This window comes from Methanosphaera sp. ISO3-F5 (genome assembly GCF_034480035.2).
In the GTDB taxonomy this organism is placed as follows: Archaea; Methanobacteriota; Methanobacteria; order Methanobacteriales; family Methanobacteriaceae; genus Methanosphaera.
Genome location: NZ_CP118753.2, coordinates 1,659,946 through 1,676,308 on the forward strand (window position 1 = coordinate 1,659,946; position 16,363 = coordinate 1,676,308).

At 32.6% G+C, this 16,363-nt stretch carries 6 protein-coding genes; 2 read left to right on the forward strand and 4 right to left on the reverse strand.

Translation table 11 applies throughout. The features are described from left to right. Positions 1-496: 496 nt before the first annotated feature. The 4 genes from PXD04_RS19030 to PXD04_RS19045 all read right to left on the reverse strand — a co-directional run bounded on the left by PXD04_RS19030 (position 497) and on the right by PXD04_RS19045 (position 8,239). Complete coding sequence (locus tag PXD04_RS19030) at positions 497-6,208, reverse strand: beta strand repeat-containing protein (protein WP_323736398.1); 5,712 nt, start codon at positions 6,206-6,208, stop codon at positions 497-499. Between the two features lie 331 nt (positions 6,209-6,539). Further along, on the reverse strand, positions 6,540-6,875 hold the full coding sequence (locus tag PXD04_RS19035; protein WP_323736399.1) for a DUF2149 domain-containing protein: 336 nt from the start codon (positions 6,873-6,875) through the stop codon (positions 6,540-6,542). After that, a complete protein-coding gene (locus PXD04_RS19040; RefSeq protein ID WP_323736400.1) occupies positions 6,856-7,521 on the reverse strand; it encodes a MotA/TolQ/ExbB proton channel family protein in 666 nt (221 codons plus the stop codon). Before PXD04_RS19040 ends, PXD04_RS19035 begins: the two co-directional genes overlap by 20 nt. A 16-nt stretch (positions 7,522-7,537) precedes the next feature. Further along, positions 7,538-8,239 carry a DUF2162 domain-containing protein gene (locus PXD04_RS19045; RefSeq protein ID WP_323736401.1) on the reverse strand — a complete coding sequence of 234 codons (702 nt, stop codon included), beginning with the start codon at positions 8,237-8,239 and terminating at the stop codon, positions 7,538-7,540. Between the two features lie 332 nt (positions 8,240-8,571). On the opposite strand from PXD04_RS19045, the gene PXD04_RS19050 reads away from it, so the two are divergent. Together PXD04_RS19050 and PXD04_RS19055 are read left to right on the forward strand one after the other, a co-directional pair. After that, positions 8,572-11,259 carry a right-handed parallel beta-helix repeat-containing protein gene (locus PXD04_RS19050; protein ID WP_323736402.1) on the forward strand — a complete coding sequence of 896 codons (2,688 nt, stop codon included), beginning with the start codon at positions 8,572-8,574 and terminating at the stop codon, positions 11,257-11,259. A gap of 285 nt (positions 11,260-11,544) precedes the next feature. Beyond that, on the forward strand, positions 11,545-16,227 hold the full coding sequence (locus PXD04_RS19055; RefSeq protein ID WP_323736403.1) for a beta strand repeat-containing protein: 4,683 nt from the start codon (positions 11,545-11,547) through the stop codon (positions 16,225-16,227). Positions 16,228-16,363 lie beyond the last annotated feature (136 nt).

Below are 16,363 nucleotides of genomic sequence, written 5' to 3' on the forward strand. Positions count from 1 at the left end.
TGTATTATTTCAAATATTCTGTTTAAGTTGTATGCTATGCTGAATAGGTTTATTATGTTTCTACATTTTGTTTGTTGATGAATGGTGGTTGGTTGATGTTCTATTGTTGTTTGAGTGTTCCGAAGGGTGCTTCTACTGGTTTTCCTCTTCTGATATTCTTCTTTTCATTTTTTTGTTTCTAGTTTGTATTTCATTTGTTGTGAGTATTCTTATTCGTATTCTGTTATTTATCTGTGTACATGGCTGTTTATGAAGCATAATTAGTAATATTCAATAATAACTAATTATAATAAATTATAATCAAAATAATATATAAAGTAATGAAAAATAAGAAAAACAAATGATAAAAATAAAGAAAAAATAATGATAAAAAATAACAAAATAATAATGCCATTTTGAAAAAGAGTATACAACTAAAAAAATACAAAAATTTTGAAAAAATAATCAAAAAAAGTAAAAAATTAGATAAGAACATACTTATCTAATAATATGAAATCTAAGCAATACTGAAGACTTTTTTAGCTCCAGTATACTTATTATAATACTTGTTTCCTGTGAAACTAGCAATCAAAGTATTCTTACCCGTTTTAGCAGTAACTGTTAATGTGTAAGCTCCTTTGGTGTTTGTTTTCGCGGTTTTCTTTTTACCATTGATTGTGAGTGTTACTTTACTGTTTCTTAATGCTTTACCATCCTTGGTTGTTAGTTTTCCAGTGACTGTTACTTTTTTGCTTCCTTTTACCTGTTTAGTATTTGTGGTTATTTTTACTGTTTGTTTGGTTACTGTGAATGTGGTTTTCTTGGTGATTTTATTATAGTTTTTGTTTCCAGGGTATGTTACTGTTATCGTGTTGCTTCCTAGTTTGGTTGTTGTTAGGCTATGGTTGTATATTCCTTTGCTGTTGGTTTTGGCTCTTATGATTTTGCCGTTAATGTTTATGGTTATTACTGTGTTTCTTATTATTTTACTATGTTTATCTGTTAGTTGTCCTTTGACGTATACTTTGGATCCGTAGCCTACCTTGTTTGTCCTGTTTAGTGTGATTTTCAGGTTTTGTTTGGTTACTTTGAATGTGGTTTTCTTGGTGATTTTATTGTAGTTTTTTGTTCCCTGATGTGATATTGTGATATTGTTTGTTCCAACTTTTTGTGTGGTGTGTTTGTATGTGAATATTCCATTTTTGTCTGTTTTTATTGTGGTTGTTTTTCCGTTGATGTTGAGTTTTAGTTTACTGTTTCCTAGTATTTTACCGTTTTTGTCTTTGAATGTTCCCTTGATTATTATCTTTTCACCATAGGCAACTGTTGTTATTTTGTTTATTGTAATTTTAAGGTCCAATTTGCTTACAGTGAATGTTTTCTTAAGTGTTGTACCCTGGTAGTTGGTGTTTCCATTGTATGTTATGGTGATGTTGTTTGTTCCTACTTTGTTTGTCTGGTACTTGTAGGTTATGATTCCGTTTTTGTCTGTTTTTATTGTGGTTGTTTTTCCGTTGATGTTTAGTTTGATATTTTGGTTTGCTAATATTTTACCGTCATTGGTTGTGAGTTTTCCTGTGATTGTTGTGTTACTGGTGTATGTGGATTTTATATTGTTTAATGTGATAGTGGTGTCTTGTTTGTTTACTGTGAAAGTTGTCTGTGTATTGCCATTGTTGTAGTTATTATTGCCAGCAAATGTTACTGTCAGGTTGTTTGTTCCTACTGTGTTTGTTGTGTGTTTATAGGAGAATGCTCCGTTTTTATCTGTTTTTACTGTGACTGTATTTCCGTTAATGTTTAGTTTGATGTTTTGGTTTGCTAGTGTTTTACCGTTTTTGTCTTTTAGTGTTCCTGTGATTGTTACACTTTCAGTGTATTTAGTTGCTGGTATAGTATTGGTTGTGACTAGGGTGTCTTGTTTGTTTATTGTGATGGTTGTGGTTGTGCTGGTTGGGTTGTAGTTGCTGTTTCCATTGTATGTTACTGTTACATTGTTTGTTCCTATGGTGGTTGCTGTTGTTGTGTATGTGTATTCTCCGTTGTTGTTTGTTTTTATGTTGTGTTTGTTGTTGTTTAGTGTTAGTGTGATGTCTGTGTTGCTTATTGCTTTGTTGTTTTCGTCGGCTAGTTTTCCTGTTATTGTGATTGTTTCTTCATATTTAACATTTTTTGTATTGATTGTGATTTTTGTGTCTTTAGTTACTATGAATGTTGTCTGTGTATTGGCACTGTTGTAGTTAGTGTTTCCAACAAATGATATTATAATGTTATTTGTTCCTGTGGTGTCAGCTTGTGTTGTGTATGTGTATGTTCCTATGTTGTTCGTGGTTACTGTTGTTTCTTTATTGTTTATGTTTAGTTTTATGTTGGCGTTTGCTATTGTTTTACCGTTTTTGTCTTTGAGTGTTCCTGTGATTGTTACACTTTCATTGTATTTTCTGGCTGGGATACTGTTTATTGTGACTATGGTGTCTTGTTTGTTTACGTTTATTGTGGTGGTTGTACTGGTTGGGTTATAGTTAGTGTTTCCATTATAAGTTATTGTTGCTGTGTTTTGTCCTACCTTGTTTATGTTGGTTGTGAGTGTGTATTCTCCATTATTGTTTGTTGTTACCTTGTTTTGTACTCCGTTGATTGTGATTGTGATGTCTGCATTGGTTATTGCTTTGTTGTTTTCGTCGGCTAGTTTTCCTGTTATTGTGGTTTTTTCTCCATATTTGGCAGTGCTTGCTGTGCTTGTGATTTTGGTATCAAGTTTTGTCACGGTTATTGTGCTTGTTTTGTCACTATTTTTGAAGTGAACTGTTCCTGTGTATGTTGCAGTTATTGTTTCACTTCCCACATTATTAAATGTTATAATGGTGGTTGCTTTATTGTTATTAACATTTGATGTTGCTATTGTTTTCCCGTTTTTATCTGTGAATGTTATTGTTCCCGTGTTTATTGTTGTGTTGTTTGGTGTTTTAACTGTTGCTGTTATGGTGGTTGCTTGTCCTATTTTGGATTGTGTTGGTGTTATTTCAATACTGGTGGTTGCCTGTTTTACTCCTAGTTTTGTGCTGATTTCTGTTATTTCTATGTTTGGATTATCTGTTATTGCCGTGATTTTTATGTTTTGTTCTCTTCCTCCAAGTATGTTTCGTATGTAATCGGTTGTTATGGTTGTTTCTAGTGTTGCTGTATTGTTTACTGCTGTTAGGGTTATTGGTTTTTGTCCTGGTAGTTCAAATGTTATGTTTGCTTTGTGTGGTAGGTTTTTGTTTAAGGTGTATGTTGCTTTTAATGTTATTGTTTCTCCAATTTCTGGGTTGTTTTTTGCTTCTACTTTTAATTGTCCTTCAATTTTCTTGGATACTATTGTATGTAATTTCTGGCTTTGTTCAAGTGTATTGGTATCCTCTGGGTAGAACCATACTCTTACCCTATGGGTTCCATGAGTAGGGTTAGCATATACGAATGTTGTGCTTTCACTATTTATTGTAATATTTTTATAATGGTAACCATCTGCATATACTTCAAGATATCCTCTTGATATTTTTTGACCAGTCTTCAGGTCTGTAACAGTAACTGTGAAAGTATTGCTTTCATCATAAGTATAACTTGTAGGTGCATTCACCACTACATTTGTAGGATGTATTGTTTTCTCTTCTTCTTCCAGGTATGGATTTTCATTTTCATCTTTAATTGTATTATTTTGTTGGATCGTTTCATTTGTCACGATTAATGTTACATTTCCATAGAAAGTATTGTTTGCTATGGTGCATGGATTAAATGTTAATAATATTCTTCCAGGTGCAAATGAATTATTAACTATGTTTAATGAACCTTCCTTACCTTTAACATCATAACCCGCCTCTCGGTATTGTGTGTTTATAAGGTATCCATTATTGTTTTCAATATAATTATTTTCAACAGTAATATTTGTTCCAGTTAAACATACACTATAACATGTTGCTATACCCTGTTCTAAGTTACGAGCTATTATTTTATTGTTTCTTATGGTAATGTTATTGTTACCATAATCAGTATCTACATCTATATTATAAGTTGTAGCATAAACAAGGTTTCCGACAAATCCACTGCCCACTACTGTGCTGTTTTCAAGCACACAGTTTTGTGATGCAGCAAACACTACACTACTTACTCCATTATTATCTGATGTGTTGAAGTATGAGTTCTTGATTGTTATGTTTTCACTATTTCTTATACTGGTTGATCCTCTACCCCAACCATAACCACTATTACATATTGATGTAATATTATCAAAGGTTACATTATGTGCTTCATTTGTAACTATCATCGTATTTTCAAACTGTATTCCAGTAATGTTACTTCCAGAACCTTCCCCTGTTATTATGAAAGAGTTGTCTGGTAATTCACTTGTTCCTTCTGCTTTTGGTGTTGAGAAGAAACTGAAGAAAGCATCACCAGTACTTGATATTATATTCACTGGCTTGTTTATAGTGAATGAGTATTGTTCACCATCAAATTTGCCTCGGAAGTCTAATGTTTCTCCATTATTAACATCATCATTCAATAAACCATCTGTAATATACTCTGAAAATGTTTCTGGTGTCACTATTTTCACAAGATTGTAAGTTCCATTAACAGTGTCAAGTCCACTACCTAAGTCAGAATACAAATTGTTCTGGTATAATATTGTATTTTTTTTGGATATTTCAATTGCGTAATCATAATTATCAGTAAACACTGTGTTGTCTTCTATTTTAACATTGGATGATTGAACTAGTATTCCTCTACCTTTACCAATATTTATGGTGTTTCCTAATATTTTTATTCCTTTGGAACTATAAGAAGTGTATATTCCTGAATTTATGGATTTAACGTAATCTACGGTAGGGTCCCAGTCACTGCTTTTTCCGATGAGGTTGATCTTATTATTTTTTATGGTTATGTTTTCTCCAATAACTCCTATACCTTCAGGGGAATTAGCTTCCACACATTCTATGGTATTGTTTTCTATTAGTGTGTTAACACCACCAAATTGTTCATATCCATAAAATTGTCTTGCCTGGCCTGTTAAGGTGTTGTTAATTATTTTATTATTTGATGGAGAATTTGCTTTAGCAGTATAATTTGATCCATGGTAAGTATATTCTGTGGCCATTATTGCATAAACAACTTGGGCATTGTTGAAAGGACTAAAATCGTCGCCTGCAACTACGTGTATTCTGTTGTTTTTAATGGTATTGTTATTGGATGCTGATTCTATTCCAACACCGTTAGCATAAGTTTCTGAATATACTTCTATTTCATTATCACTTACAATATTATTATCACCATAAATTCTTAGAGCATATGCATATTCATGGGCATTTAATGTAATATGGTTGTTAATAAATGTGTTGTTGTTTCCATTACTATAAATTCCTAGGGAAGTTTTTAATGAATAAGATTCCATCCAGTTATTTAATGTTAACTCATTGTTTTTGAAGAGTATATTGTCTGATTCTATGTTCACTGGAACATAATTAGGTCGTTTAGTTCCTTCAGGATTATTGTCTTGGTTTGTTTCTACAAAATTTGTGTTAATATTCAGGTTTTCTATAGTTCCTGGTGTTCTTATATCGAGTATGTATCCTTTTGATGAGCTATCGGACCTATTTGCAGTTATGTTTAAGTTTTGTAGTGTGCAATATTTTGTTGGGTTTGTTATTATGATGAAATCGCTTGAATTGTATGTATCATTGTATATTATTTCCAAGTTTTCTATGGTAATATTTTTGAATGTGTTATCTATTCTTATTGCAGTGTTTTTTAGTTGTTTTCCTGCTCCGTTTAGTGTTAGTGTGGTGTTTTCATATTTGTTGTTATTTGTGGTTATGGTGATTACTTCTGCATTTTCTGGTAGGTATTTAATGTTGTAGATGTTATCTTTGTTTTCTTCAATTTTTGTTTCATTAATGCCGTAGTTATTGTTTGTTTTTGTGAAGTATTCGTTGAAGTTTTCTTCTGTTATATCTATGGAGCTACTTGCTGTTTTTATATTATTTTTTGTTTTTATTATTTTCTTTTCGTCTTCATAATTATTGTCATATGTTTGTATTTTTTCATTTTCTGTTATTGTTTGTGTCTCTGTTGTGGGTGTGTTTTCTATTGTTGTTGTGGTTTGTGTAATGTTATCGGTATCGGCTGCTACTGTTGTTGATATTAATGTTATGATTAAGAAAAGAAAAATAATAAAGTATTTCCCTTTTATTTTCATATTTTATTCCTTCGATTTTCTTTATTTTGATGATTAAAAATCATTATTTGACATTTATTGCTTTTTTTGGATATATTGTAATGAATAATTTTTTAATTATATTTTTATAAAATATTCAAATTTTATTTATTCTAATTATGATTTTAATCAATGATTATCTATATATGAATTATCTTTAATAAAATTTTTTTTAAGTATTAAAAATAGGTTTGAAAAATAATCCTTGAACTATTTTTTCATTTAATAAGAATATTGTGATTATTCTATCATATAAAACGATTATGATATATATTTAAAAGAATTATCATTTTTTCAAAAAAAAATATTAAAATTAGGAGGTGGTCATGTATTGTCTTCCCGTTTTAGGGTCTGTGTATACTGTTCCTGTTTTTGTGTATCCTGAACTTGAGTCTTCTATGCTTTCAGGCAGGTCTTTGATTTCTTGTCCTTGTTCTACTTCTACGGTTTGTTGTGCTTGTTGCATGATTGCTTGTTTTTCTTGTGGGCTCATGTCACTGAACATGATGTTTTGTAGTCCTGTAGACATTACTGCAAATATGAGGAATCCTACTGCTAGTACTAGCATGATATCTGTCATGTTGGTTGCTGATGACATTGGGTCTATATCTTCTTCTGTTTCTCTTAGTCTACTCCGTCTTAGGGACATTGTAATCTACCTCTAGGATTGTTTCTGCATAATCATATAATATGTTTATGTCTTGGTGGTACCATTTTCTTCTTATTTTTCCTATTACGTAGCATACTGTACCTGCGGCTAGTCCTGCTGTGGTTGTGTTGAATGCTGTTGTGAGGTTTGCTGTTAGTGTTTGCATGTCTCCTAGTCCTAGTGCTGCTAGTCCTGGTCCCATTGGGATGATTGTTCCTAGTAGTCCGCATCCTGATCCTACTTTTGCTACTATATCTACTTTTGTTAGTGATCCTAGCATTTTGGATTCTTGTGTTTCTAGCATGTTTCTTGCTAGTATTTCTCTTGTTTGTTTGTCATAGTATGTTCTGTCTAGTTTTGCTATTGATGTTAGTACTTCTTTGTCGTATTGGTTTAGTTTGGTGGTGGTTATTATTTGACAGATTTCGTCTGATGTTTTTGATTGTGCTATTTTTTTGATTACTGTTTCTTTTTCTTCTCCCGTGATTTTCTTTCTTCCCGTGTATTCTGCTAATATTCCTCCAATTTCTATTACTGCGAATATTATGAATATTACTAGCAGAATCATTACTGGTAATAGTAAGCTTTGTGCTATGACGTTAAGTATTCCTGAAAGAATATCTCCTCCGGGTATGGTTGTTGCCATTCTTTTTTTCCTCCCTTTAATATTTTAGTAGATAGCTTCTTCTTTTTGCTATTAGTGCTCCGAATAGTATCATTATTAGTAGTACTACTATCATCATTAGTACTTGGCCTGATGATTGTAGTTCGATTGTTGTTCCATCAACTAGTAATGAAATGTTTGGTAGTATCATTAGGCATAGGACAAAGTATATTCCTATGAATATCATGAAATTTCCCAGTACTAATGGGTATGGTTTGTTTATTTTTTTTACTATTGTTGATGATAGTAGGTATGTTATTCCCATCACTATGACTAGGGCTATTGCTGAGAAAGCTCCTAGTGTGACTGTTGACACCCCTGCTACTGGTGCCACTAGTATTACTGATGCTAGTATTGCTCCAAAACAGCATGGGCATGGTGCTACAACTGCCATGCATGTTGCTGATCCCACGTCCTTCTCAGTTACTTGCCAGTCGTAGATTGTTTTAAATCCTGTTATAACAATTATTAGTGCTATGATGGCGAATATTGCTCCACTATATCCGTATACTATTTCGTATACTTGTTGGGTGTATGGTTGACATATGTAGGATAGTATTAGGAGTCCTATTGCATAACCTACTAGGATTAGTCCGACTGTTTTTCTTTTTATTCCGGAAAATCCTAGTGCCAGTCCTATTTTCACACCGAATACAAGTACTGCAGCTAGTATGCCGTATTGTAAGAATTGTTCAAGCATGAAATCACCATTCTTATATATTGTTTGTTAATGATTTGGTTATTTTTTTTATAAAAATTCTTGAAACCATATAAAGATATTTTTATTTATCTTTATTAATTAATATTAGTATGCTTTATTCAATCATAATTCTATTATTTTTTATATAATTTTCATTTTAACCTTATTTTTAGTTTGAATGTTATTTTCATGTTTCTCGTGATTTTATGAAAATGCATACTTATAATAATAAAAAAAGAGATATCAATATTCATATTAATAAAGTATACTTAATAACTATCAATTTATTTTGATTAGTTTATTAATTAAACATTATTAAAAATCGAATGGGGGTGAAAATTTTCTTACATGCTAATAAAAAAGCATTACTAATCATGATAACAATAATACTCATAACAACAATAACCTGTGTATCCGCAGTAGACGAAAACACAACAATACACAAAAACAAGACAATCACAAAAAACATACAACAAACAACAAAAACAGAAAACAATCAAATATACCTAAACCAGGACAACTACCAAGAATACAAAAACTATGAATACCCAGAAAACACCCAAATAATAATCAACGACACAATAAACGATGCAGAATTCAACATATACAATAAAAACATTTCGATCACAGGAAATGAAGGAGCAACACTATCCAACAGTCACATAGAAGTATTTGATGACGGAAATATACGCCTATCAAACATCACATTCACAACAAACGATGAAAGCAAATACACACAAGTACTAATGATAGAAACAGACAACAACATACTAGAAAACCTAAAATTCAATGAATATAGGTCAACAGCAGACAGAAGAGAATACTACAGGTCAATCAACCTATACGGTGACAATAACACAATAATAAACTGTACCTTCGATGTAACACAACCATCAAAACACATAAACTGGGATACATTTTCAGCAGAATGTCCATTCGAAACAATAGCAATACACGGAAACAAAAACAACATAAGCAATAACTCATTGTTCATCCAAGAAGGAGAAGAAAAAGATTATCCCTTCGGAACAATATTCGCAATATCAGTAAGAGGAGACAATAACACAATAGACTCCAACAACATACTAATGCAAGGAACATTATACCTATACGGAGTAAGAATATACCAATCCAACAACACAGTTTCCAACAATAACATAGAAGTAAACTCAATAAGATACGCAAACGGAATAGCAATCGAAAGCCCACAAAGTGGAGTCACAGGAAACAACAAACTAGTCAACAACACAGTACATGTAACCACACAAAACTCAACAATACCTGGAGAACCATCTTCCCCAGGCCTTGTAGATGCTGCATATGCAATAATGATAACCGAATACAAGTATACTGGTGGAGGACTCTACACCGGAGAAAAATCAAACACTATAGATAACATCATAGAAGGAAACACAATCACTGGTGAATCCTCACAAATGTATGCAATAGAACTATTCGGAGGAAAAGGCACAACAATATCATCTAACAACATCCGATCAGTAGGAGTATCAGCTATGGGAATAGCAGGAGGAGGAGCAGGAACCAAAATAATTGGTAACAGAATGGAAGTATATGGTCAAACAAACCAAACATTCTACTCAGCCGACTACTATAAACCACAAACAGGTGGAATAAATCTACAATATGGAACAGGAACAACAATAACAGGTAACGTAATAATAACAGACAATGGACCAGCAATCAGAAGTCTTGGAGAAGGAGATACACTAATAAGCGACAACATCATAGATGTAAACAACAATGAAGTGGCAATAGACATAAATGGTCCAAGAGGATTAACAGCAATTATTGGAAATGCAATAACCAATTTAGCAGACCAAATAATCAATGGTGGAGCCTCCTCTGGAAACTTTGATCCAAACCTTATACCAACAGATCCAGAACCATCAAATCCAGAAACTGACGAAACAAACAAAACTGAAACACCAGAAAATGGCACTGAAACACCTGAAAACAGTACTGTAACACCGGAACAAAATGACACTGAAGTTCCTGAAAACAGTACTGTAACACCGGAACAAAATGACACTGAAGTTCCTGAAAACAGTACTGTAACACCGGAACAAAATGACACTGAAGTTCCTGAAAACAGTACTGTAACACCGGAACAAAATGACACTGAAGTTCCTGAAAACAGTACTGTAACACCGGAACAAAATGACACTGAAGTTCCTGAAAACAGTACTGTAACACCGGAACAAAATGACACTGAAGTTCCTGAAAACAATACTGAAATTCCAGAACCTGAAGAGAATCAGACAGAAGTACTGGTACCTGAAGAGAATCAGACAGTCGTTCCAGAGCCTGAACCACAACAAAATCAGACAGAAGTACCTCAACCAGAAATAGAAGAAAATACTACAGAAATTCCAGTAATAGAAGAAGAACAAAAAAATCCTGAAGAACCAAAAGAAAACAAAACTCAAGAAGAGAACAAAGAAGAACAAAAGGACCAAGAATCAGAAGAGAACAATACAAGCACTGAAGTTGAAAACAATGAGACCACAGATACAAAAACCAACACAACAACAATCCCTGATATTATAATCGAAAATACAACAGTCACACCAACAGAAAACAGTACACAACCAGCACAAGGTGAACTGGTTGAAGACATGGAAGTAATAAATGGTACTCAACAAGTGGTAAATGATACAACAAGTGCTGGTGAAAAACCAGATGACAGCAAAGATAGTGATGATTCTACAGATCCAGTAGAACCACAACAGCCACAGCAACCAGAAAGTCAGGAGTCAGAAAATTCAGAGTCTGAAGACACATCCAATCAGGAAAGTAAACCTAACCAGGAAGAGCAACAATCATCTAGTGCAGGTAAGGATAATGCCGTTGCAACAACTGCAACCATAGACAGTTCCAAGGTTTATGAAATTACTCAGAAGTTACCTGATGATTTGATGCCTGAACATCCTGAAATAATTATTGTATTATTGTTAACATTATGTGCAGCTTTCACATATGGTTATCTTAAAAAGAGATAAAGCTTTAAAATTATGATTTTATATTAATGGGAGGTAAACAATTACTTTTCATTATCAAACCTTTTTTTTACAAAATTTTTTTTTAGTAATTTTTTTTATTTTTGCTGATTATTTTTTTTATCAACGTTTCTTCCTAAATTTTTATTTTTTCTTCAATTTTACTTAAATTTTAATTGTATTAATTATAATAGTATGTAAAAATAAATCTAATATCATAAAATATAATTCCCTTTAATGAATATTGTATACTATAATCAGAATTATATTAAAAACAGGTGAAAAGAGATGAAAACCATAAGTAAATTCTTGTTATTTACACTAGTTTTACTCTTGGTTGGTTTGGGAACAGTTACAGCCGCAAACAACATGTCAGACATGACAAGCAATGTAAAAAATGTTCCTAATGACAGTATTACATCTGATGTGATAAAAGACACATCAAATAATGTAATCAAAGATACCACTACAAAAAGTAGTGAGGAAACAATTAGCCATAATAAAACTATTGAAAAAAATAATGAGCTAAAAAGCAACACAAAAACTGCTCGTACAACAACAGTTACAAGCAGCACATACAACCAATATTTTAACACTAAATCTACAACAAGTTTAATCGCATCAGGAGACACAATAAATCTAAAAGGAACATTTAACAACGTAGATTTCACACTCGATAAATCAATTACACTAACAAGCTCTGATAAAAGTGCAAAACTATACAATTGTACAGTAATTGTTCCAAAAACAGGTAGTGGATCAAAAATAACATACCTAACAATCAACAACAGTGCAGAAGAAACATCAGGTATAATACTCAATGATTCAAGTAATCTAATCATAGAAAACAATATTGTAGAAGTAAGCGGACTAAACTCATACGGACTAGCAGCAAACGTAAATAAAAGTACAATAAGATTCAATTCATTCGAAACGCATAAACTTGATGCAAACACCGAACGAACACACACAGCAGTAGTGCTAAGCTGCTCCTACTACAATACATTCGCAAACAACACAGTAAAAAGTGACGGAGCAAACTGCATATACCTAAGCGCATACCAGGCAGTAGGAATTAAAGGAGGACCATCCTACTACAACAACATAACAGGAAACAAGGTACAAGGAGCAAACACAGGATGGAGTTACACAATACAAATATTCGGAACAAATAACAGAGTAATAGAAAACACAGTCAGTGGAGGATACCGTGGAATATCCACAGAAAGCGCAGACAACACAATAAACAATAATGACGTAAACGCATACAATGTAGGAATATACGCAGCAGACAACTGTAACGTACAAAACAATAATATCCACGTAACAGACCTTGCAACAGGTATTACAGTAGGTGGAGAAAACGTTAAAATAATTGGAAACACAATACAAACAGCTGATGGAAGAGCCATTGAAATACAAGCAAACAATGCCGCAATAACAGATAACACAATAACCTCAACAGAAAATGTGGGAATACACTCAAAAGGAGCATACAGTGGAGTAAACATCATCCATAACACAATCACAACCAAAAGAGAAGGAATCCTCTTCGAAAAACAATCAAACACCAAAAAAGTAAACAACATACTAGTAGACAGAAACACAATAACATCAGAAGCAGAATATGCAATAAACTTCCTCGACGCAGGAGCAAAAACATCAGCAGATGTAAACGTAACAGTTTCAAGCTCAAACGTGCTCACATCAAGCAAAGGAAAAGGATTAACCTACGCATACCTTAAACCATCAAACGCAGGACAAGGCACAAACACCGACACCAACCAGGTAATCACAATAACACCAGAAAACTACTCAACATACTTCACAGATGAAACAAGCAACTCCAACATAAAACAAAACGCAACAATATACTTATCAGGAACATTTAACAACATTAAATTCTCATTTAACAAAAAAGTACACATCAACGGTAAAAGTGCAACAATAAACAATGGACTAATCACACTAACAGGCGAAGCACACGAATCAACAATAACTGATGTAACAATAAACAACAACAATAAGCAAGGAACAGTTCATGCAATAGAATTGTTTGAAGTAAACAATTGTAAAATAACAAACTCCAAAATAACAAACTATGCAACACAGGAAAGTCTGGGAATATTCCTATTCGGAGCAAATGGTAACACCATAACATCTAACACAATAACAACCACTGGTGACTACCTGAACAATGCAATACTAGCATACGCTTCAGATTCTAATACAATCAACAATAACAGGATAACAATCACTCAAAGTAACATACCACGAGGATATGATAACTACGTTATGTTCAACGAAAAAATAGGATCCATACAAGAAGTACTTCACAACCATGGAATAATACTTCTTTACTCATCAAACAACATCATAGACAAAAACACAGTAACAGGAACATCACAATTCAAATCATACACAGCACCATCCAAGGACTGTCAAAACAGCATAGTAGGAATAGACATCTACTTCGAATCAAACAAAAACAAAGTAACAGGCAACACAATAAACATTAACAGTTACTCACCATTCGTTTATGGAATGGGAGTTCTCGGAGCATCATGGGGAAAATCAATAACATCCTCAAACTCAACAGACAACATATTTGAAAACAATGACGTAACACTAAAAGGAGGCTACTTTGCAACAGGATTCATAGCAGGAAGAAACAGTGCAAACACACAAATAAAATCAAACACATTCAAAATAGATGTTACAAAAGACTCCACAAGCAGGGGAGACTACGTCTATGGTATAACACTAGAAAACAGTACAAAATCAACGATTAACTCAAACACAATCACAAGCACAGGATCAGCATTATATAATATAGAACTATTCGATTCAGGAAACAACATAATAACCAATAATAAAATCACAGGAACTGGTACACACCCATGTGCAATAGCAGGATACAGAACATCAAACAACAACATAGAAGGAAACATACTAACACTAAGAAAAGTAAACTATGGAGCAACAAGCTCAGCAAAACACTCTGATGCAATACCATACACAGATGAAGGCATAACCTTAACCTCAACAAGCACTAACAATATAATAACAAAAAACACAATAAACACTAATGCAACATCAACAATAAAACTTGGAAGCGAAACATCAAACAATAAAATCATTGAAAATTCATTACTTGCAAAAGGCACAGCAGGTGACAAAACAGTTAATAATCAGGCATCAAACACAGTATCTAATAACTTCATACACTTTGTTAACGCAACAGTCAACCCATTAAGTGCAAAAATTGGTGACACAATAACCATAACAGCAAATATCAAATCAACTACAACAGACACTAAAAATTTAACCGCAAAATTCCAGTTAGGAACAAACAATATAGGATCATCAAAAATAAGTAATGGTAAAGCAACACTCAAATATCAAATATCAAACCTTTACAGGCCAACAACATATCAGATTAAGGTAACAGTAAGTGGTAACAACTTCCAGAATGCAACAGCTACAGAAAAAGCAACATTCACTAAAGAACCAGAAAAAGTAACGGTTAAAGTTGCAAAAGTACTTAAAACAATAGGATCTAAGGCACAATTAACAGCAAACATAACAACAAGCAATGGTGGAAAAATAAGTGCAGGACAAGCAATATTCTACCTGGACAACAAGAAGTTAAGCACTGTGAACGTGACACTAGGAAAAGCAAGCTACACTTATCCTATTAGCAGTAATAGTAAAAGTGGTGTTCACACAATAAAAGTACAATACCTTGGAACAAATGACTATAAAACAGCACAAGCAACAAACGTATTGGGAATACAAACTAAGACTAGTATCACACTAGCATCCCACACAGCAAAGATAGGACAAGCAGTTAACATTAAAGCAACAATAAAAACAGGAACAAGTAAAGTATCAACAGGTAAAGCACTAATTTATATAGGAAATAAGAAAATAGCAACAGCAACAATTAAAAACGGAGTTATTAACTATAAATATACAGTTCCAACCACTTATAACAAGACAACCTACAACCTTAAAATAGTCTACAATGGAAACAACACTCAGTCACAGGCAACTAAAACATCAAAAATTAAAATGAACGGTATCACACCAGTATTTAATTATTCAACAACAAGCGTAACTGTAGGAAAAACAGCATCATTAGTGCTTAAAGTAAGCAATGGCAAAACAGGCAAAAACTTGTATAATGCACAAAATGGTAGTGTAACAGTAAAACTTAATGGTAAAACACTTAAGGATAAGAATGGTAAAGCAATCACTGGTAATGTTAAAAAGGGTAAGTTAACCCTTAAATTCACTGCACCTGAACAGTTAAGTGGAAAACAGAATATTACATTCACATATAAAGGAAACAATAAATTTGCAGCTCTTACCAAAACATACAAAAATGGATTAAACATTAAGAAAATAACCACTAAATTAACCATTACAAAGATAAAGGCAACAAAGTATGGTAACAAGGTAGTGGTCACTGGAAAAGCTACAGATGCAACTGGTAAAGTACTTAAAAATGTTAATGTTAAAGTAAAAATTAACAAGAAAACTGTTACGGTAAAAACAAATGCTAAAGGAGTGTACAAGTATACTGCAACAACAAATGCTGTTGGAACAAACACTGTCCTGGTCACTTATGCTGGTAACAAGAAGTATGCCGCAAAAAGTGTTAAAACAACGTTCAAGGTTTCTAAGCAAAATGTTAAAATATCAATTAAGAAGATTGCTAATGCTAAGATTAACAAGACTGCAACAATTAGTGGAACATTGAAGGATGCTAACGGCAAAGTGTTAAAGAATACTAATATTAAAATAAAGATAAACACTAAGACAGTTACGGTTAAAACTAACAGTAAAGGAGCATATGCTTATAAGTATAAGGTAACTGTTGCTGGTAAACATAATGTTTCTGTCATGTTTGCAGGTAACAAGTTGTATACTGCTAAAACATTGAAAACATCCTTTAAAGCAGCTTAGTAATTTGTAGAAAATGGTTATTTTTTAATCATTGTCTTTATTTTCTTTTTTTTCATAATATTAATTCCATTTTAAATTACTTTTTATTCAAATTATTATTATAAATCTTTTTTTAAAAATCAATCAAATTTTCATT